An 18,639-nucleotide genomic window follows, 5' to 3' on the forward strand; every position below is an offset into this window, starting at 1 on the left:
CAGCAAGCATCGGGGCCGTTTAGGATTCGACGCCGGTTGCGAAACTCTAGGTGCATGCCGAGTTGGTAACAGAACTCGTAAATCCACTGTTGCAACTACTTATAGTTGCCAATGACGAAACCTACGAGGGTCAAGCTCTCGCAGCGTAAGCTGCCTTAGCCATCCTCCTGGTACCTTCGGGTCCAGCAATCACTAGGGGATGCCTGTAAACCTGAAGTGATTGTCATATAGAACAGGATCGCCGTGCAGTACGTTGTGGACGAAGCGGCTAAAACTTACACAACTCGCCCAAAGCACCCTGCCCTTCGGGTCGCTGAGGGTTAACTTAATAGAAACGGCTAAGCATGTAGTACCGACAGCGGAGTACTGGCGGACGGGGGTTCAAATCCCCCCGGCTCCACCAAATGATCCATACAAATCAGGCACTTAGCAATTAATGCGAGTGCCTTTTTTGTGCCTGAATGGGTGGTTTTGGCTCGGTAATGCCAGCTTAATGACAGCCTTTTCATATCGCCTGCATCCATGATGCCCATCCATTTATACTGTACATAAAACCAGTTAAATTTTAGCGGCAGGCCATCGGCTGGCGTTGTAATTAGGGCTAATGATTTGCATAATTGGCGCCCGCTGGATTCTTCATCCACAATTAATGCACAGATTTATCCACAGGAAAGGGAGGGTTCAATGTCTACATATCTAGCCAGCAACGCTCTCAACCAGTACTGGAATGGCTACCTACCTGTCGACCCCATCCATATTGCGAATCAGTACGGAATTGCCGTATTCGCCGAGGAGGAATTGGATGAGGTCGGTGCGAGCGGCGATTGCTATTTTGACTCTAAAGGTCGCCCGGTTATTCGATATAACCCTAGGGAGGCGATAACGCGTCAGCGCTTTACGATTGCTCATGAGCTTGGCCACATACTTTTGGGCCATATCCAGCCTGGTGAGCGCGCGCATAGAGATCCTAAGCGGAGCTATGACGCCTACAACGAGCGCCCAATGGAGCGCCAAGCGAATGAGTTTGCTGCGCAGCTATTAATGCCGGAGTCCGTGGTTAGGATGGCTGCAAAAAATAACCCAAGCACGCAAGATCTAGCGTATGACTTTATGGTTTCTGTCGACGCAATGGGCTATAGAATTAGAAATCTAGGAGTTATGGCTTGGTGAGCAAGGACGAAAGCAGTACTGCTGCTGAAAAGGATGTTGATCAGTACATTAAAGAGCAAGGCAATCCTCCAGGAGAAAAGCCTCCGAACACAGCGGTAGGGGGTGAGCATAAACCAGATGACAAAAATTGGCTCACTGCAGTAGCTTCAATTCAGCACCTGAAAGAGGGACTTGTCATTTTTTCAGCAGGCGGTGTTTTGATATGGCTAATGTCTATTCTGACGATGTTGATGAATTCAGTCATTTCACTTTTCAGCGAGGCAGTACGTCTTCACTCAGCTCCAGTGACCGTCGTAAAAACGATGGACTGGCATGTGTTAGGGTTGGGAGTCTCTTTGATAGTCTCTGTTTCCGCAGTCTCGATTATCTTAATGAAAAGCGTGTTTGGATCAGGCGGCAAACAAACTCCAGACGGGCTTAAATTATCGGACCTCCCGGTCGGAGAATTTGTTGAGAGTTTGAAGACTTGGTTTAAGCGCTAGGGCCCTCGAGGACCCGTTTATTCTGAAGCAAAATCTGCCGTCAAATCTAAAAGCCCCGGCCTTCGTGACGTCTGGGGCTTTTTCAGTTCACATCTATTAATTCCTGCACATATGCCTAGCACGCCGCCAGCGCGATCAATCCTTGGTCGCTGGCGTCGGTAATGCCAATAACTTGTTGAGCGGTAACCGTCCGGCCAACACACCTTCCTGACGCCGTCGTATGAAGCGATGGTGTCCACCTAAATTAAGTGGACACCATTTTTAGCCTTTTTAAGCGGACGCCCATGCCACAAGAACGCCGTTCCTATTCCAAGTCCTTCAAGGCTTAGGTCATTGCCGAGTGTGCACAGGCTGATACCTCGATTGCCAATGTCACCTTGACCCACAACCTCAATGCCAACCTCGTCCATAAATGGATTCGGGTGCATGTTCAGAAAAACCTGGCACTGCAAACGGCCTTTGTTCCGGTCAAGGCATTGTCGTCGACAGCGGCACCTCAAGTTCTTCCTGCCACGATTCGAATCGAAGTGCCTCATTCAAAAGGCGTAGTCGTGGTGAGCTGGCCGGCAGAAAATGTAGCGGCATGCTCCGCTTTCTTGCGAGACCTGCTGCGATGATTCGCATCGACTCCATCTGGCTTGCCACCGAGCCCATGGACATGCGGGCCGGCACTGAAACCGCGCTGGCGCGAGTTGTCGCGGTGTTCGGTGCGGCGAAGCCGCACTGTGCTTACCTGTTCGCCAACCGTCGCGCCAATCGCATGAAAGTGTTGGTGCATGACGATGTGGGGGTTTGGCTTGCCGCCCGGCGCTTGAATCAAGGACGCTTCTTATGGCCGGGTGTACGACACGGCTCCGAAGTTGAGTTGGATGCCGAGCAACTTCAGGCCCTGGTGCTCGGTTTACCTTGGCAGCGCGTCGGTGCAGGCGGAATCATCTCGATGCTTTAACACCTGCCATGGCGCGCTTGCCAGCGCAATTGGCCCATCAGTCTGTCGCAGGCATGTGCCCTCTCTGGCAAAATCGGCGGCATGACTTCGCATCCGAATCTCGATCAATTAAACCCTGAAGAACTGTGTGCCTTGGCGGCGCAGTTGATCCAGCGCGTCGAGACAATGGACAAGCAAATTGCCCATCACAAGTCCGTCAACGAGAAGCTGGCCCACGAGATTGCGCTGCTCAAACGCTTCAAGTTTGCCAAGCGCAGCGAGCAGCTAAGTCCGGATCAAGCCAGCTTGCTCGACGACTTGATCGACACCGATATCGCCGCCATCGAAGCGGAGCTTGAAGCACTGCAACTGGTGCCTGTCGAAGCCAAAATGCGTCAGCAGCCCAAGCGTGCTGTGCTGCCAGCACAGTTCCCTCGCACGCTGATTCACCACGAACCGCAAGACAGCCACTGCCAATGCGGCTGCGCCCTCAAGCGTATCGGCGAAGATGCCAGTGAAAAACTCGACTACACACCGGGCGCCTTCACTGTGGAGCGCCACATCCGTGGAAAGTGGGTCTGCGAGCAGTGTGAAACACTGATCTAGGCGCCGGTACCGGCGCACGTCATCGACAAAGGCATACCGACCGCAGGCTTGCTGGCCCATGTCATGGTGGCCAAGTTTGCTGATCATTTACCGCTGTATCGTCAGGAAAAAATCTTCGGTCGCGCCGGGCTGCCCATCGCCCGTTCGACCTTGGCGCAGTGGGTGGGCAACTGTGGCGTGCAACTCCAGCCACTAGTCGATGCGCTGCACGAAGCCGTGCTGACGCACGGCGTCGTCCACGCCGACGAGACACCGGTACAAATGCTGACGCCTGGCGCGAAAAAAACTCATCGCGCTTATGTCTGGGCCTATGCCACCAGTCAGTTCTCCGATCTGGCGGCGGTGGTTTACGACTTCAGCCCGAGCCGCGCTGGCGAACATGCCCGAGCCTTCCTCGGCAGTTGGAACGGCAAGCTGGTCTGCGATGACTTTGCTGGCTACAAGGCAGGCTTTGAACTGGGCGTTACGGAGATCGGCTGTATGGCCCATGCCCGCCGCAAGTTCTTCGACTTACACGCGACCAACAAGAGCCAGGTCGCCGAAAAAGCGCTGCACTACATCGCGGCCTTGTATGAAGTTGAACGAGAAGTCCGCGAGCTGGAACCGGGTGATCGGCAGCGAATACGGCAGGAAAAAGCAGCGCCAATCGCCGACGCACTTCATACCTGGATGATTGCCCAGAGGCAGCTTGTGCCTGAGGGATCGGCCATCGCCAAGGCCTTGGATTACAGCCTCAAACGCTGGATAGCGCTGACGCGCTATCTAGATGACGGCGCTGTGCCCATCGACAACAATTGGGTTGAAAACCAAATCCGCCCGTGGGCTCTTGGCCGCTCGAACTGGCTGTTCGCGGGCTCGTTACGCAGCGGTAAACGTGCGGCGGCGATCATGAGTTTGATCCAGTCGGCGCGGCTCAACGGGCATGATCCGTATGCTTATTTGAAGGATGTTCTTACTCGCCTGCCGACGCAGCGGGTGAGTGAGATTATCGAGCTGTTGCCGCACAGGTGGGTGTCCGTTTAATCACGCAAGGTGTGTTGGGCCGACGCTTACGTTGAGCGTACGCTGTGTCAAGTTGGGCTATACGGACCGCATGAACCACGCCAACTACTTGGAGCAGCGCCGGGGCATGGCCGGAGCATGGCCGGAGCATGGCCGGAGCATGGCCGGAGCATGGCCGGAGCATGATGCAGGAGTGGGCCGATATAATCACTCAAGAATACAAAAAAGCATGATTGTACCCAGTTTTCACCGGCCGGCAGTCCTAGCCTTTCTTAACCCATTTATAGATACGCTTGGCGGCAGATAAAAAATCCCATGCTAGTGCCGCACCAATGGCTACACCAGCTAGGCCAATGCGAAATACAGTCTGCTGCCAATCGGTAGATCTATCGAAAACCAAAAATCCAAGCCGATTTAGACCAACACCATAATACGAGTGGTAGGTTACCAAGAAGGCAATTATGCAAAACGCCGCAGACAAACAAAAAACTACAAATCCCAATCTTTTCGTAGGGCTTTCAAACTTTTTAACAATCATTATCAACGGCTCGTAGCTGGAAATAGCGCATTCAACCCATCCCCAATTGTAAAAGCAAGAAGCTACGCACCTAGCCCGTCCCCCTCACGCCGTTCTGCCGACCAAACACAATCCCTACTGACACGCACCAACCGCTGCAACCAGCTCCCGCTCATACCCAATTCGCTGACGGCGCTCGGCGAGCAGCGCCCTTACCTTCACCTCGAGCGAATCAGCTTTCAGCAACCCTGCTGCTGCCCAAGGCGGCACCGCGACCACTTTCGTCTTGCATGGGACCAGTACCGGCACTTCGACACGCACAGTGCGCACTTCGGGCTCGCGGGTGCCGCATCCGGCCAGTATCAGCAGAAAGCAGGCCGGGAATAATTTTTGGAATATTTTGCAGGTGCTTTTGTAGTTCACAGCCCAACTCCTGATCAATGATTGATGCAGCAGGCTTTACAGAAGCGGCTGTCTCGCCGCGTAGCACCCCCGAGCCGACAATAGGGATGTGCATATCCGGTACTTCCTCTCCCGCCAACAAGCAGCGACTGGCAATTTCCCAGTGCTCATCGGAGACCTTCTCTGCATCGCCGCCGGTCTTGCGCTCGAACAGAACCTTGAGCGCCCAATACGCCTCGATGAGCTCCACGTGGGTATCGTCTCGCTGCTCAATCACAGAGCCACCATCGATGGCCTCGACGGCATTCTTGACGCACTCGAAGCACTTCAGCATAAGCGCGGCATCACCGAATTTTTCGAAGAAGGCCTGATCAATGCTTTCGGTCTGTACCGACTTAGGGGGGGGGATAGTCACTGGGGCTTCTCCGGATTGAACTTTTCGTAAAAGAACTGACCGTCCCAGGTCTTTTTCATGGGCAGCTTCTCGGCCATATACAGGTCGAACAGCTTCTTGGTGCCCTCTTCAAGCATCACAGGGGCATAGCGAATAAACCCGGCCATGCCCTCTCCGCTTACCTTGAAAGGTTTTTCGGTGAGCCAGTGCTTATCGCGCGCCATGGAATACACGCGGTACTTGGGGGAGTGATCGGAATTGCTTTCGGAGTTGTAGATCCACTTCAGCTCAAGTAGATAACCGAGAACCAGTTGGGAGTTAACGCCGTTCAGGCGCTTGGCGAACTGAGGAACTGTCTCGCCGGGCATGAACAAGTGCTCCAACGCCTCGATCTTCTTGGCCTGCTGCTGGTTTTCGAGTGCCAGGAAGGCCTTTTCCTCGGCCAGTTCAGCGGCAAGGCGCAGGGCTCCGGGCAGATCCTGCGGTAGTAATGGTGGCTTGGACGGTGAGAAGTACTCGTCGACGAGGCGTGACTGAACTTCCCAAGCCAAGTCATCATTGAATGGCTTGGTCAACAGCATGTAACCGCGCTCAGTGAGCAGAATCCCCTTTGGGGTGCGAGGAAGAAAAACCTCACCCATTGACTGACGACGAATTTCGTCGGCAGTGAGCTCGAAATAATCTCGACCCAAAACGAAGCGCTCGCGATGTTCTCGGAGATTCCGCCCGGCGGTTCCCTCTGGGCGCTCATGCACCTGATCGATCATGGCAAGCGTGACAACACGCTGACCGCGATACTCGACGACGGGTAGTTGGGTGTTATGGATAGTAATTGAGATCATTTCGCGCCCTCATTGCTCAGTGCGCGAAGCTTGCCGAATTGCTCCATGTAGAACTCATTACTGATCAGATCTACGTTAAAAAGCGCCGAGATGAAGCCCTGCGCGCGCCCAATTTCAAGCCAATCCCCTTTTTTGGCATTCTTCACCGCAGCCTCAACCAGCTTCTTGCTTGTCCAATATGGCGACAGCCTGGAAGGGAAAGGTGGAGACAACGAAGACCGCCGCCGGGCGCCGCAGCGTGAAGCTGCTCAGACCTGCGCTGGAGGCTTTGAAAACACAGAAGGCGCACACGTTCCTGGCTGATGCTGAAGTCTTCCAGAATCCGCGCACGCTTGATCGCTGGGCGGGAGATGGTCCGATTCGGAAAACGATGTGGGTGCCTGCGATGAAAAAGGCCGGTGTTCGTTATCGGCGGCCATATCAGACCCGCCACACCTACGCATCAATGATACTGTCCGCTGGCGAGCACCCGATGTGGGTGGCGAAGCAGATGGGTCATACCGACTGGACTATGATTGCCAGAGTGTATGGTCGCTGGATGCCCGCAGCGGATGTAGATGCTGGTCAAAGAGCAGAACTCGCGTTTCTACAGCAAGGTGATATAAAAACTGTTCTACATCAAGGAGATATTGACGCATCAAAACTATTACTTTGACGCTTTCCGTGTCGTCACTGAGAATGCGCGCCAAGCACAACGCCATCACCGGAACTGTTTTATGTTAACAAATGGATTTGATTTCCTTGAACCACTCCCTGACAGCTGCCCACCAGCCAAGGTAACTGCGCCGAGCGAACCTACGCTTTGGCGGCTCTTAAGAGCGGGCAACCATACCGCCAGCGATTTCGACTCACAGCGCAAACGCTCTTCAACACACAAATATCCTGATGAGTGTTCAGCCAGATCTGTTTCGCTGATGACTTCTCTGGCAGCGTGTCGAGCTGCGGCGAAAAGTCCGAGAATGGTAAAAATGAAGTTTACTCATGCCGTTGAGGTGACGTGCAGTAACGACTACGGTGTATGGCACAAAGACCAGCCCACGCACGTGAATTGGTGGCCATACAAATCGGTCGACCCCACAGCAATCACTGGAAAAGTGGAGGCTCTCAATGGCTAAGCTAACGGTTGAAAAAATATTGCTTAGCTATGATGTTCCATTGATTGCGCTCGCTAAGGCAAAAAATGGAGACAAATATTTAGGCGTAAACTATGACGATGGCGAAACCGCATTCAAATTTTATTTTTCCAGAATAAAAACTGAACATCTCAAACAGTTGTATTCAGAAAAAATTGATGTGCACTATGCCGTCACCAAACTTCACAAAGGCAAGTATGAGCTCGGAGAGGTGTGGGGAAGTATTGGAGAAGAATTCAAAACAAAAAGCTCGGCAGTACTTCCGCCTGATGCATTACCAGAGCCTGGGATGTTTATCCCAGGGCACGCCGAAGAAAGCTTGAATAGCGACTTCAAAGTAGTAGATATTGATGGACAGTGGGAAATCAGTGATTTAAGACGGTTCTCAGACTTGGTACAGGATTGCTATTCACTCGGATTTGCACTTCTTGGTGCGACGGGCCAAGCAGCTACCAATAAAATAAACGCGGTGTTTCACAAGCATCCATGGAGAGGCGGATTTAGCTCTGTTAACTTCTTTAAGGAGCTATATAGAAACATTCCAAATGAAGACAGAGCCGCAATCCGGAAAATTGATTACGCGTCTCCAGGTGAAATAAAGTTCTACATGAATGGTGACGTTGCTGATTCAATCAGAGAGCTTGTGAACGGCATCAACGATGATGAAAGCTCGGCTCGCGAAGCCTACAAGAGAGCATACGGATATCTTCAAAACCTGGGCTGGCTTAGTAAATCGGACACTGATATTACGCTTTCAGATCAAGACATCGTCGAACTTGTCGAATTGCTGGAGAATACTTGTGAGGCATTTGGCCTAGACAATAGCGCCTCACATATTCTTGATCTCGCCAGCTTAGATCCGTTGTCAGCTATCAAAATCGTCTTAGCATATTATCGTCGGCTCCAAGGCCTAGCCGACTACGTAGCGACCGGAAAAGCTCAGGATATCTTCCACGACGCCTAATGGCAGCAATATGACAGCCTAGCCGCTGAAAGCCCCGTAACACGGGAGTTAGACGGGGTTTCAAATCCCCCCCGGCCCACCAAATCCGAAAAAAAGACGCCTTAGGGCGTCTTTTTTTGTGTCTAAAATTCACTGAATTAAAGGCCTTCACACCTCAGCATCAGATAGCCTGCAGATCCCACAACGCTTCGATGCTGACTTGCAACCCTTAGCAGCGTCTGTGCCGTCCCCGCAGGTCTGCGACGACCTTGCTCCCAATCCTGCAACGTACGCAGGCTGACCCCGAGAAACTGCGCAAATGCACTTTGAGATAATCCGACTTTAGCTCTCGCCTCAGCGGCGACCGAAAGTGTCACCTCAGTTGCGCGCGCCGCCTTACCAGCTTTCATTTGGCGAACAGAAGCCAACAAGTCTTTCTGAAAATTTTCCATTTCATGATCCATTACTCATCCCCTCTTTCAACTGATTCGGAAAGGCTGTCGGCAGGATTTCGGTTTCAATGACCGTATACGTAGCCAAAAATATACGTAAGCCGTATTAACACAACACCACATTCCCGCTCACCCAACACATCCTCCCCATAGCCAACAGCCACTAGCCCATCCGCCCTAATTGCCCTCCCCTCACCCACCCCCAATACTCCCAACCTCCACCCCAACTCAATCCCAAAAAAACACCCACGGCGGGCGCGGCGTTTAAACCTTGAACGGTTAGCCAGTAGCTAAAACAGGGCCTGCCCCTGCGATGTTCAGTGCGCCTCATAAAGCCCCGCCAATCCAAAACCCCATCAAAAAACAATCAGTACTCCCCAGAGGTTGCCATGAAGCTTTTTCACTCAATGACGGTTCTTACTCTATTCAGCACGTTGGCTATCGGCATGTCCGGGTGCCAAGTGGTCAAGCCTGCGGAGGGTGATCTTAAGAGTCGCGCTCAAACCAGTATTGGTAAGCCGGTTACGGATATTTCGAACATCCGCAACGATTTCAATACCACTTACTTCAGCGTTAAAACCGCTGGCGGGGAATATACGTGTGAGTTGCCCAGCGGCCCGATGGTGGCTCTCGCGTCCATGGGCATGGGGGCAGGCGCGCAGTGCAATAAGCAGTAAGCTCGCACTCGCGCTAACGGCTGGTTAACCCGCTTGTTTGCGCGCGAGTTCTCGCAATGTTGTGCGTAATTCTGTCGGGCGCACGGGTTTGGAAAGGATGGCGATATCGTTTTCTCGTAGCTGTGTCTGGATTTTATCGGTGTCGTGCCCGCTGAGTATCAACGCGGGCACCGCCCAGCCGCGTTGTTGGCGCAAGGTGTTGATGCACTCGATGCCGGTTGCGTGGTTGCCCAGGTCATAGTCGGCGATGATGACGTCGCAGTCGCTGCTCAGGTTTTGCCCGGTCAATTCAGCTTGCACTGTGCAGCCCCAGCGCTCCAGCAGTGCGCGGGTGGCCATTAATACGTTGTGATCATCTTCGATCAGGCAGACTTTCAAGCCTGTGAGCAGCCAGGCTTTGTGCTCGCCTTCTTGAGGGGCAAGGGTGGGCGGCGGCACTGTCGGCGTTAAATCATACAAGCAGACTGACGTGCCGTGGCCGACCCGCGAGCGGATAGCAACCTCAAGGCCCATCAACTGGCCCAGGCGCTTGACGATGGAAAGGCCCAGGCCAACGCCTTCAACGTCTTTGTCGCGCTGATGGCGCACGCGATAAAACTCGTCGAAAACTTTTAGCAGGTGCTCTTTATCAATCCCCCGCCCCTGGTCATGAACCTCGATCGCAAGCCCTTGGTCGCGTTTGCGCACGCCGATCAGTACCGGGCGCTGGGCACCGTATTTGAAGCAATTGGACAGTATGTTTTGCACCATGGTTGTGAGCAGCACAGGGTCGGCCCGAACCCAATGCGGGCAAGGCCGCAGGCGCAATTCAACACCTGCCCAACGCGCAGCTTCGGCGTTTTGCCGCACCACGTCGGCCAAAAACTCCCCCAGGTGCAAGGGCTGAAAGGTCGGTAGTACGCGGCCGTTGTCCAGGGTGTAGAGGTCGAGTATCGAGCGAAAGAGTTGCGAAACGTTGAGGAGCGAGCGGTCGATGCTGTCCACGAGGCGTTGCTCGTCATCCCCCAGGCGGGCTTCGCGCAAGCACGCGGTAAAAAGTCCGATGGAATGGATGGGCTGGCGCAGGTCATGGCTGGCCTGGGCCAGAAAGCGGGATTTTTCCAGGTTGGCGGCTACGGCTTCTTCAGACGCTTTGCGCGTACGCTCCAGCAAGAGGTGTGCATACAGCGGAATCACCGTGCTGGTGATCATCAGCATCAGCACCATAAACGGTTGCGTCTGCCACCAGGGTGTCAGCCAGTAGACGATCATTAACGCCAGCAGCGCCAGCGCCGTGGCAATGGCCAGGTAGCGCGAACCATAGCGCATGCCGTTGCCCAGGTTGACCCAGACCATCACCGCGTAGAGGGGCAACGCCGCTTCTGCGCCGACGATCAACCCGAACGAGGTCCCGGTGTAGTCGTGAATCATCCCCAAAATTCGGCGCACAGGGTAATGCCCGGGCCAATGAGAAATGGCGTAACGAAAGCCAATGGACGCCAGCAGGAACAGCACGTAATAAAGGATGACAGGGACATAACGTTCTACCTGGTGCCCCGGCAGAAAGCCCAGCACGCTGATGTAGCCAATGGCGCAGAGGGTCACAATGATGCGCAAGTTGGCCTGGTCGAGTTCGGTGTTCTTCTGAAACGTCATACAGAGCATCCTGAACTGAGCATCTGGCAGGCCGTGATGGGCCCTACGGGTTATCAACAGGCTCGATGCTAAAGCCATCCTTATAAAAAGCCTGACTCAAGGTAAAACACGATATGTCATGCAGAATCATTATTGCCGACGACCACCCGATGTTTCGCGAGGGGATGCTGCGCACCGTGCAACGCCTGTTACCTGAGGCGACGGTCGAGCAGGCGGGCGACTTTCAGACGGTCAAGGTGTTGATACAAACGGGCGAAGAAGTCGACACGCTTATCCTCGACCTGCGCTTTCCCGGTCTGACCTGCATGAGCCTTTTGCATGAGCTGAGACAAACGTTGCGGCGCACCACGCTGATCGTCGTGTCAATGGTCGATGACCCGGCGCTGATCGAGCAGGTGATGGCTTTGGGCATCGACGGTTTTATTGGCAAAAATATCGCCCCGGACGACATCGGGCAGGCGCTGCTGGAAATTCGAGAAGGCAATGTACTGGTTAAATGTGCGCCCTCGGGCTTGCTGCCACTGCACACCCATGTGCTCACCACTCGCCAGCAGGAAGTGTTGCGCCTGATTGCGGACGGCAAGACCAACAAAGAAATTGCCAAAGAACTCTCTATCTCGCCCTTTACCGTGCGTATTCATGTGTCGGCACTCTTGCGCGCCTTGAATGTGCCCTCTCGGGCAGCAGCGGCGGTGAAGTATTCAGGCATCCATTGAGGCCTGACTGTATCAGTGCGCAAGTACGGGGTAACTACCACAGATGGGCTAGTAGCGGATTGATAGGCGGCGCAGAACGTGGTCTTACACCACCCCGGCGCTCACAGCGCAAACACCCGCCACAGCACTTTTCTGAGTGGAAATGGTCGTATAGCCTTCAAAAAAATGGCCTTTAAAAACCGTTATAAAATGTCCGACACTGCCTTTTGCCACCTCTACCCACCCGTCTACGCTCCAACCTCAAAGCGCCCTGGCGTCGATCAAAGCAGCAGTTTCCACCATTAGGAATTAAGCATGGGAGTGAAGTAACTCGCCCGTTTCAGTGTGCGACGGACCCAGATCGATGGACACCCAGGGTGCTGATGACCCTGTAAGAACAATCGACATTCATAAAAGTGTCACACGATTGTTGCAAAGTTCTCGGGCCCGATCTCACACGGAATTTCTTTGATGAAAAGCTTAATGAAGTCTGCTGCACTGGCTGTTGCTGTTTCTCTCTGCGCTACGTCGGCGGCATTTGCTGCTGAAAGCGTACGTCTGACAGGTTCCGGTGCCAGTTTCCCGGCTCCGATTTACCTGACCTGGTTTAAAGATTTCAGCAAGAAAACCCCTGGTGTCACCGTGGACTATCAGTCCAAGGGCAGCGGTGCGGGCGTTCAGGACTTTTTGAACAAGACCGTTGATTTCGCTGCAAGCGACTCGGCAATGAGCAAAGAAGACATCGCCAAAGTGGCCGAGGGCGTGCAATTGCTGCCAATGACCGCCGGTGAAATCGTCTTGGCGTTCAACCTGCCAGGCAACCCGAAAGAGCTGAAATTGCCACGTGATGTGTACTCCAACATCTTCCTGGGCAAGATCACCAAGTGGAACGACCCACAAATCGCCGCTGCCAACCCTGGCCTGAAGCTGCCTGATCTGCCGATCACTGTGGTGGTGCGTGCTGACTCCAGCGGTACCACCGCGGTCTTCACCAAGCACTTGGCTGCCATCAACCCTGAGTTCAAAAAAGACCTGGGTGAAGGCAATACCGTTAACTGGCCTGCCAGCGACAAGTTCATCAAATCGCCTAAAAACGATGGTGTGACTGCCACCGTTCGTCAGACTCCAGGCGCCATCGGTTACATCGAATACGGCTTCGCCAAGTTGGCCAAAGTTGACTTCGCTCAACTGCAAAACAAGGCCGGCGAGTATGTTGTGCCTAACGCTGAAAGCGGCGCCGAAGCCTTGGCTGCGGTGAAGATGCCAGAAGACCTGGTGGCCTGGCTGCCAGATCCGGACGGTGCCAAGTCTTACCCGATCACCACGTACACCTGGATGATCTTCCGCAAGCACAACGAAAACCCGGCCAAGGCCAAAGCCATGCGTGAAATGGTTGAGTACGGTCTGACTGAAGGTCAGAAAATCTCTGACTCGATGGGCTACATCCCGCTGCCACCGTCGGTTGTTGATCAAGTTCGCAAAGCGTCTGCCAACATCCAGTAACACGCGTGAGGTCTCTCCCGGCAGGCGCTTGCCATGCCGGGAGAGTGTCCCCCCAGCTCCGGAATTAGCCAATGAATACACCATTTGTCGTACCGGTTAATCCGGATTCTGCTTGCCAACCACCGTCCACGAAGGACTTTCTGGTTGATCGCACCTTCCGTGCACTCGCTCGCATAGGGGTCGTTTTGATTCTGGCGTTGGTCTTCGCCTTGGTATTCGAGGTAGGACGCAAGGCCCTTCCCGGCATGGAAAAGCACGGCTTTGACGTGATTTTCGGCAGTGTCTGGGACGTTAACCAAGGCAAATACGGCATTCTGCCGGCTATTTGGGGCACGCTTTACAGTGCCTTTATCGCGTTGCTGATCGCAGGCGTGTTCGGCGTCAGCATGGCGATTTTCCTGACCCAAGATTTCTTGCCAGCCAAACTGGCTGCTGTGTTTCGCACCATCGTAGAACTGCTCGCCGCCATCCCGAGTGTGGTGTATGGCCTGTGGGGCATCTACGTGGTGATACCGGCCATTCGCCCGCTGACCGCGTGGTTGAACACTGAGCTGGGCTGGATTCCTTTCTTCGGCACCTCTTTAAGCGGGCCGGGACTTCTCCCCGCGGCACTGGTACTGGCAATCATGATTTTGCCGACCATTGCTGCTGTTTCGCAGGACGCCCTCACCGCCGTCCCGATGAAAACCAAGCAAGCCGCCTACGGCATGGGCACCACCCACTGGGAAGCGATTCTCAAGGTGATGGTGCCATCGGCCGCCACCGGTATTTTCGGCTCCCTGGTACTCGGCCTCGGCCGTGCGCTGGGTGAAACCATGGCCCTGGCGATGCTGGTAGGCAATGCAAACAATATTTCACTGTCCCTGTTTGCGCCGGCCAATACACTGGCCGCCTTGCTGGCACTGAACTTCCCTGAAGCCGGGCCCAACGAGATCGAAGTGCTGATGTACGCAGCCTTGGTGCTGATGTTCATCACGCTGCTGGTTAACGTGTTCGGCTCCATGATCATGCTCTACGCCCAGCGGGGTCATAAGTAATGACAAACCTCACGTCCCCTACCAAGGCGCTGCCAAGCCTGCAACGTCGGCTCGAAGGCCGCTCGCTGCGCAGCCTGATTTTGACCACGCTGGTCTGGTTTGGCGCGCTGCTGGCCAGCGTGCCGCTGATTTCCGTGCTTTATATGTTGATCACCCGCGGCGGTGCCCGCCTGAGCCTTGAAGTGTTCACCGAGCTGCCACCCACCGGCTTTGAGACCGGCGGCGGTTTCGGTAACGCCCTGGCGGGTACATTTGTGATGGTCGGTATCGCCGCTGCCATCGCAGTGCCGGTCGGCATCCTGGCTGCCGTGTTCCTCGCAGAGCTTGGCCCGGACAGCAAGCTGGCCAACGCCTCGCGCTTTGCCGCCAAAATGCTCACCGGCCTGCCGTCGATTCTGGCCGGTGTATTTGCCTACGCGTTGGTGGTGATGACCACCGGGACCTACTCGGCGCCTGCCGGTGGCGTGGCACTGGCCGTGTTGATGCTGCCAATCGTGGTGCTGACGGCTGAAGAGTCGATGAAGATGGTGCCCAAGATCATGAAAGACGCCGCTTACGGCATGGGCTGCACCCGCTCGCAAGTCATCTGGAAAATCGTCTTGCCCACCGGCCTGCCGGCCATTTTGACCGGTGTGATGCTCGCCGTCGCACGCGCCGCCGGTGAAACCGCGCCGCTGCTGTTTACCGCACTGTTCAGCAACTACTGGATCTACCACGACGGCAGCCTGGCGGTGATGAATCCAACGGCCTCGCTTGCCGTACTGATTTACAACTTCTCTGGCATGCCCTTCGACAACCAGCTCGAACTTGCCTGGGCAGCTTCGCTGGTGCTGGTGATGATCGTACTGCTCGTGAATATCGTCAGCCGTATTTTCGGCAAGCCCAAGTATTGAGATAGGGAGCACCTGATTTTGAACGTATCAACTGCGCAAATAGCCGCTCCGTTTATCACCCAGGCCCCTGTGGTCATGGACTGCAAGCTGGACAAGATTTTCTACGGCAACTTCCTGGCCGTCCGTGACAGCCATGTGCCGATTGAAAAGAACAAGATTACCGGCTTCATCGGTCCTTCTGGCTGCGGCAAAAGTACCGTGCTGCGTAGCCTCAATCGCATGAACGACCTGGTCAAAGGCTTCCGCTTTGAAGGCCACGTGCACTTCCTTGGGCAGGACGTCTACGGCAAGGGCGTAGACCCGGTTGTGGTACGCCGCTACATCGGTATGGTGTTCCAGCAGCCGAACCCGTTCTCGATGAGCATCTTCGACAACGTCGCCTTCGGCCTGCGCCTCAACCGCTACAAGGGCGACATTGGCGACCGCGTTAAACACGCCCTGCAAGGCGCGGCGTTGTGGGATGAGGTCAAGGACAAGCTCAAGGTCAGCGGCCTGTCGCTGTCTGGTGGTCAACAACAGCGCCTGTGCATCGCCCGCGCCATCGCCACCGAGCCAGAAGTGCTGCTGCTGGATGAACCTTGCTCGGCACTCGACCCGATCGCGACCCGTCGTGTGGAAGAGCTGATGGTCGAGTTGAAAAAGGACTACACCATCGCCCTGGTGACCCACAACATGCAGCAAGCCATTCGTGTGGCGGATACCACGGCGTTTTTCTCGGTGGATATCTCCCAGGGCACCCGTACCGGTTATCTGGTTGAGATGGGTCCTACCACCCAGATCTTCGATAACCCACGCGAACAAATGACCAGTGACTACATCACCGGCAAGTTCAGCTGATTAACAGGCGCCCGCACGTCAGCGGGCATCGGTTTGTTTCAACGTGTTTTTTACAGTTTTTCAGGGATACCAATGCCTGCATCGCGTCGTCTTGATCTGCCAGCCATTGAACACTCACTGCGTGAGGTTCAAAGCGGCTTTGCCGAGCTCAGCCGGCACTTTACCGAGCAGCGCGATCCGCTGACCGACGAAGTGCTCAACAATGTGCTTGAAGGCTATGCGCTGATTGATGACTATGTCGCTCGGGGTGTCGACCTGTTTGACCTTCAGCAACTCAACCTGATGCTGGAGATCAATGCGACCGTGCTGTGTGGCAGCGACCCGCAGCGGCGCCTGGAATATGCTCAGCACCTGTTGGCGACCGAGGAGCACTTCTTCAACAACGTTGAGGGAGGCATAAAGGACTTGTTCAACTGGTACGGCGCGCATCGCAACGAATCCGTGTGGAAGCGTGCGGCCGGGGTCTATGTACGCATCCTCAGCGAGCCGCAATTGTTTATCGAAGGCAATCACCGCAGCGGTTCACTGATCGTCAGCTATCTGCTCATGCGCGAAGGCTTGCCGCCGTTTGTACTGACGCTGGAAAACGCCGAAGGCTATTTCAACCCGTCATCGGTCATACGCAATTCGGCCAAACATGGCGTCAGAGCGTTGTATGAATTGCCCAAGATCAAGAAGAAGTACGCGGCTTTCCTGGAAGATCAGTCACCGGCTCCCAGAAAGTTTTTTCTTAAAGACAAACCCTTGACCGTCATTCAAGGAAGGCACTGATGAACAAGGAATCAACCCTCGCTAACGGCCCTACGGTGGTCGGTCGATTAAAGCAGGCCGTCCAGGCCAGCCTCCCGACATCGCTGCAAAAACGCCAACGCGTGCGTATTTCATTTGATATCGATGACACCCTCGCCTGCCAGCTTCACCATTGCGACGTCGAGCAAAGCCGCCTGCCCGATTGCGTCCATCGCTGGTTGGGTGAACCGCTGCGTTTCGGCACCCGCGCCCTCATCCGAGAACTGCGCCGCCAGGGCTGCAGCATTTGGGTCTACACCTCGTCCGGCCGCACCCCGGCCTACATCAAGCGCTGGCTCATGCTGTACGGCATCCGCGTTGACGGCGTGGTCAACAGTGATCGCCACAGCCTTGCGCTGGCCGCTCGCGGGCTGTCAAACGCCCCGTCGAAATTGCCATCGGCCTTCGATATCGACCTGCATGTGGATGACTCCGAAGGCGTGAGGCTTGAAGGTCAGGACCACGGTTTCCGCGTTGTCGTGGTTCACCCCGAAGACGAAAACTGGGCCCGGCAAGTGCTGGACGCCGTCGCCGTGGTCCAGGCGCAACTGGACTGGCAGCACTCGTTCAAACGCCCAGCCCCGGCAACACAAACCGCCAGGGCGTTTTCTTCCTGATCCCTGTAGCCCGCCACTCAGGGTCGCTTCGCAACCCATCGCAGCCTCATGCTTCGGCAGCGACTACAGGGTTCATGCAGCTTTTGTAGGAGCTGACGAGGCACGAAGGCTGCGATGCGGGCCGCAGGACCGCCATTCAAAGTGGCTACGTCCGGCCAACAAGCCGTCGCGGCCACCTCACCATCCCCACCACCAGCGCCAGCAACATCACCCCCAGCGACACCGCTTCGCTCGCCCCCACCCGATGGCCCAGCATCAGCATCGAGCCCACAACCCCGAACACCGGGATCAGCAACGATAACGGCGCAACCCGGGACACCGGGTATTCCCTGAGCAATACATTCCAGCCCCAGTAACAAAAATGCGTCGCGACATAGACCTGAAACAACAGCGACAACACGGCCACCCACTCAACGTGCGAAACAACGCTGACAAACGGTGCGCTGCCGTGTGCCAGCCACGTGAGCGCAAGCAACGGCAGCGGCGGGAACAGACTGGCCCAGACCACAAAGGCAAAGATTTCGCGCACCTTCGACTGCTTGATGATGATATTGCCCACGCTCCAGCTAAAGGCACTCACCACCAGCAACCCATAGCCCACAGTCGTCCCATGGCCAGGGCTACTGAGGATGATACTGATCAGCCCCAACACCCCGAGCCCTACTCCCAGCTTCTGCCCAACACTCAACCGCTCACCAAACAGCAACACGCCCCAGCCCAACGTGAAAAACGCACTGAACTGAATCAACAGCGCAGCGGTGCCCGGCGGCACGCCCATCTCAATGCCCAGGTTAATCAGCGCCCACATCGCCACGCCGAAAATCAATCCATACGCCGCCAGCCATTTCAGGGCGATGGGCGGTCGCTTGATAAAAAACACCCACGGTAGCGCCGCCAACGTAAAGCGCAGCGCGGTGAGCAACAGCGGATCAATGGCCGCCAACCCCAGTTTAGTGATGGGAAAGTTAAGCCCCCACATCGCCGTCACGGCGATGGCCAAGGCCAGGTGTTTGTTTTGCATCGTGATGGCGTCCAGTCGTCAACGCGGATGCCTGTCTGCATTCGCTGGACGTCACTATGCGCAC

General features: G+C 55.2%; 19 protein-coding genes, 1 other RNA gene and 3 pseudogenes. 16 read left to right on the forward strand and 7 right to left on the reverse strand.

Translation table 11 applies throughout. From position 1 onward, the window contains the following. Positions 1–11 precede the first annotated feature (11 nt). The 5 genes and pseudogenes from ssrA (at position 12) to tnpC (ending at position 4,209) form a co-directional block, all read left to right on the forward strand. Positions 12–403: a transfer-messenger RNA gene (gene ssrA / locus ACJJU9_RS21350) on the forward strand. A 281-nt stretch (positions 404–684) separates the two neighbouring features. Beyond that, positions 685–1,170 (forward strand): ImmA/IrrE family metallo-endopeptidase, encoded by a 486-nt coding sequence (locus tag ACJJU9_RS21355; RefSeq protein ID WP_407729461.1) that lies wholly within the window; start codon positions 685–687, stop codon positions 1,168–1,170. Beyond that, entirely contained in the window at positions 1,167–1,652 is a 486-nt protein-coding gene (locus ACJJU9_RS21360; protein ID WP_407729462.1) for a hypothetical protein, read from the forward strand. Before ACJJU9_RS21355 ends, ACJJU9_RS21360 begins: the two co-directional genes overlap by 4 nt. A gap of 613 nt (positions 1,653–2,265) precedes the next feature. Continuing rightward, a complete protein-coding gene (tnpB, locus tag ACJJU9_RS21365) occupies positions 2,266–2,601 on the forward strand; it encodes an IS66 family insertion sequence element accessory protein TnpB (protein ID WP_407729463.1) in 336 nt (111 codons plus the stop codon). 81 nt (positions 2,602–2,682) lie between these two features. Beyond that, a pseudogene (tnpC, locus tag ACJJU9_RS21370) lies at positions 2,683–4,209 on the forward strand (IS66 family transposase). A 241-nt stretch (positions 4,210–4,450) separates the two neighbouring features. Here tnpC and ACJJU9_RS21375 read toward each other — a convergent pair. Both ACJJU9_RS21375 and ACJJU9_RS21380 read right to left on the reverse strand, forming a co-directional pair. Beyond that, positions 4,451–4,726: a hypothetical protein gene (locus ACJJU9_RS21375; RefSeq protein WP_407729464.1), complete on the reverse strand. Its 276-nt coding sequence runs from the start codon at positions 4,724–4,726 to the stop codon at positions 4,451–4,453. 114 nt (positions 4,727–4,840) lie between these two features. Next, positions 4,841–5,104, reverse strand: a complete 264-nt coding sequence (locus ACJJU9_RS21380) for a hypothetical protein (RefSeq protein WP_407731021.1) — start codon at positions 5,102–5,104, stop codon at positions 4,841–4,843. A gap of 166 nt (positions 5,105–5,270) precedes the next feature. Here ACJJU9_RS21380 and ACJJU9_RS21385 point away from each other — a divergent pair, with 166 nt between their 5' ends. Next, positions 5,271–5,552, forward strand: a complete 282-nt coding sequence (locus ACJJU9_RS21385; protein WP_407729465.1) for a hypothetical protein — start codon at positions 5,271–5,273, stop codon at positions 5,550–5,552. On the opposite strand, the gene ACJJU9_RS21390 is transcribed toward ACJJU9_RS21385, so the two are convergent. Together ACJJU9_RS21390 and ACJJU9_RS21395 are read right to left on the reverse strand one after the other, a co-directional pair. Beyond that, the gene (locus tag ACJJU9_RS21390) at positions 5,519–6,343 is read right to left on the reverse strand and encodes an ORF6N domain-containing protein (protein ID WP_407729466.1); all 825 of its coding nucleotides are present in this window, start codon (positions 6,341–6,343) and stop codon (positions 5,519–5,521) included. The two genes, ACJJU9_RS21385 and ACJJU9_RS21390, sit on opposite strands and share 34 nt — an antisense overlap. After that, positions 6,340–6,489 (reverse strand): hypothetical protein, encoded by a 150-nt coding sequence (locus ACJJU9_RS21395; RefSeq protein ID WP_407729467.1) that lies wholly within the window; start codon positions 6,487–6,489, stop codon positions 6,340–6,342. Before ACJJU9_RS21395 ends, ACJJU9_RS21390 begins: the two co-directional genes overlap by 4 nt. A gap of 32 nt (positions 6,490–6,521) precedes the next feature. Between ACJJU9_RS21395 and ACJJU9_RS21400 the strand changes: the two are divergent. Both ACJJU9_RS21400 and ACJJU9_RS21405 read left to right on the forward strand, forming a co-directional pair. After that, positions 6,522–6,998, forward strand: a pseudogene (locus ACJJU9_RS21400) (site-specific integrase); the annotation flags it as partial. A 452-nt stretch (positions 6,999–7,450) separates the two neighbouring features. Then, positions 7,451–8,440 (forward strand): hypothetical protein, encoded by a 990-nt coding sequence (locus ACJJU9_RS21405; protein WP_407729468.1) that lies wholly within the window; start codon positions 7,451–7,453, stop codon positions 8,438–8,440. A 160-nt stretch (positions 8,441–8,600) separates the two neighbouring features. Here ACJJU9_RS21405 and ACJJU9_RS21410 read toward each other — a convergent pair. Continuing rightward, positions 8,601–8,883 (reverse strand): annotated as a pseudogene (locus tag ACJJU9_RS21410) (helix-turn-helix domain-containing protein). 377 nt (positions 8,884–9,260) lie between these two features. On the opposite strand from ACJJU9_RS21410, the gene ACJJU9_RS21415 reads away from it, so the two are divergent. After that, complete coding sequence (locus tag ACJJU9_RS21415; RefSeq protein ID WP_407729469.1) at positions 9,261–9,548, forward strand: hypothetical protein; 288 nt, start codon at positions 9,261–9,263, stop codon at positions 9,546–9,548. Positions 9,549–9,572: 24 nt separating this feature from the next. On the opposite strand, the gene ACJJU9_RS21420 is transcribed toward ACJJU9_RS21415, so the two are convergent. Next, a complete protein-coding gene (locus ACJJU9_RS21420; protein WP_407729470.1) occupies positions 9,573–11,183 on the reverse strand; it encodes a hybrid sensor histidine kinase/response regulator in 1,611 nt (536 codons plus the stop codon). Between the two features lie 113 nt (positions 11,184–11,296). Between ACJJU9_RS21420 and ACJJU9_RS21425 the strand changes: the two genes are divergently transcribed. From ACJJU9_RS21425 to ACJJU9_RS21455, 7 genes are all read left to right on the forward strand, one after another. Continuing rightward, complete coding sequence (locus ACJJU9_RS21425; RefSeq protein ID WP_407729471.1) at positions 11,297–11,899, forward strand: LuxR C-terminal-related transcriptional regulator; 603 nt, start codon at positions 11,297–11,299, stop codon at positions 11,897–11,899. Between the two features lie 450 nt (positions 11,900–12,349). Next, on the forward strand, positions 12,350–13,381 hold the full coding sequence (gene pstS / locus ACJJU9_RS21430; RefSeq protein WP_048385760.1) for a phosphate ABC transporter substrate-binding protein PstS: 1,032 nt from the start codon (positions 12,350–12,352) through the stop codon (positions 13,379–13,381). Positions 13,382–13,452: 71 nt separating this feature from the next. After that, positions 13,453–14,418: a phosphate ABC transporter permease subunit PstC gene (gene pstC / locus ACJJU9_RS21435; RefSeq protein WP_048372864.1), complete on the forward strand. Its 966-nt coding sequence runs from the start codon at positions 13,453–13,455 to the stop codon at positions 14,416–14,418. Then, positions 14,418–15,311 carry a phosphate ABC transporter permease PstA gene (gene pstA / locus ACJJU9_RS21440; protein WP_048372866.1) on the forward strand — a complete coding sequence of 298 codons (894 nt, stop codon included), beginning with the start codon at positions 14,418–14,420 and terminating at the stop codon, positions 15,309–15,311. The genes pstC and pstA overlap by 1 nt, the downstream gene beginning before the upstream one ends. A gap of 75 nt (positions 15,312–15,386) precedes the next feature. After that, positions 15,387–16,148: a phosphate ABC transporter ATP-binding protein PstB gene (pstB, locus tag ACJJU9_RS21445; RefSeq protein WP_019410462.1), complete on the forward strand. Its 762-nt coding sequence runs from the start codon at positions 15,387–15,389 to the stop codon at positions 16,146–16,148. A 72-nt stretch (positions 16,149–16,220) separates the two neighbouring features. Further along, positions 16,221–16,919, forward strand: coding sequence for a hypothetical protein (locus ACJJU9_RS21450; protein WP_048372868.1), 699 nt, complete (start codon positions 16,221–16,223; stop codon positions 16,917–16,919). Continuing rightward, positions 16,919–17,554 (forward strand): hypothetical protein, encoded by a 636-nt coding sequence (locus tag ACJJU9_RS21455; RefSeq protein ID WP_048372871.1) that lies wholly within the window; start codon positions 16,919–16,921, stop codon positions 17,552–17,554. The genes ACJJU9_RS21450 and ACJJU9_RS21455 overlap by 1 nt, the downstream gene beginning before the upstream one ends. A gap of 145 nt (positions 17,555–17,699) precedes the next feature. On the opposite strand, the gene ACJJU9_RS21460 is transcribed toward ACJJU9_RS21455, so the two are convergent. Next, on the reverse strand, positions 17,700–18,575 hold the full coding sequence (locus ACJJU9_RS21460) for an EamA family transporter (RefSeq protein ID WP_273219897.1): 876 nt from the start codon (positions 18,573–18,575) through the stop codon (positions 17,700–17,702). Positions 18,576–18,639 lie beyond the last annotated feature (64 nt).

The organism is Pseudomonas helleri, from assembly GCF_045830615.1.
GTDB lineage: Bacteria > Pseudomonadota > Gammaproteobacteria > Pseudomonadales > Pseudomonadaceae > Aquipseudomonas > Aquipseudomonas helleri.

Coding starts and splice junctions, on each gene's coding strand:
- ACJJU9_RS21420 (WP_407729470.1), bottom strand. CDS start 11,183: ATGACGTTTCAGAAGAACACCGAACTCGACCAGGCCAACTTGCGCATC.
- ACJJU9_RS21460 (WP_273219897.1), bottom strand. CDS start 18,575: ATGCAAAACAAACACCTGGCCTTGGCCATCGCCGTGACGGCGATGTGG.
- pstA (WP_048372866.1), top strand. CDS start 14,418: ATGACAAACCTCACGTCCCCTACCAAGGCGCTGCCAAGCCTGCAACGT.
- ACJJU9_RS21425 (WP_407729471.1), top strand. CDS start 11,297: ATGTCATGCAGAATCATTATTGCCGACGACCACCCGATGTTTCGCGAG.
- ACJJU9_RS21390 (WP_407729466.1), bottom strand. CDS start 6,343: ATGATCTCAATTACTATCCATAACACCCAACTACCCGTCGTCGAGTAT.
- ACJJU9_RS21450 (WP_048372868.1), top strand. CDS start 16,221: ATGCCTGCATCGCGTCGTCTTGATCTGCCAGCCATTGAACACTCACTG.
- tnpB (WP_407729463.1), top strand. CDS start 2,266: ATGATTCGCATCGACTCCATCTGGCTTGCCACCGAGCCCATGGACATG.
- ACJJU9_RS21455 (WP_048372871.1), top strand. CDS start 16,919: ATGAACAAGGAATCAACCCTCGCTAACGGCCCTACGGTGGTCGGTCGA.
- ACJJU9_RS21415 (WP_407729469.1), top strand. CDS start 9,261: ATGAAGCTTTTTCACTCAATGACGGTTCTTACTCTATTCAGCACGTTG.
- pstC (WP_048372864.1), top strand. CDS start 13,453: ATGAATACACCATTTGTCGTACCGGTTAATCCGGATTCTGCTTGCCAA.
- pstS (WP_048385760.1), top strand. CDS start 12,350: ATGAAAAGCTTAATGAAGTCTGCTGCACTGGCTGTTGCTGTTTCTCTC.
- pstB (WP_019410462.1), top strand. CDS start 15,387: ATGGACTGCAAGCTGGACAAGATTTTCTACGGCAACTTCCTGGCCGTC.
- ACJJU9_RS21375 (WP_407729464.1), bottom strand. CDS start 4,726: ATGATTGTTAAAAAGTTTGAAAGCCCTACGAAAAGATTGGGATTTGTA.
- ACJJU9_RS21405 (WP_407729468.1), top strand. CDS start 7,451: ATGGCTAAGCTAACGGTTGAAAAAATATTGCTTAGCTATGATGTTCCA.
- ACJJU9_RS21355 (WP_407729461.1), top strand. CDS start 685: ATGTCTACATATCTAGCCAGCAACGCTCTCAACCAGTACTGGAATGGC.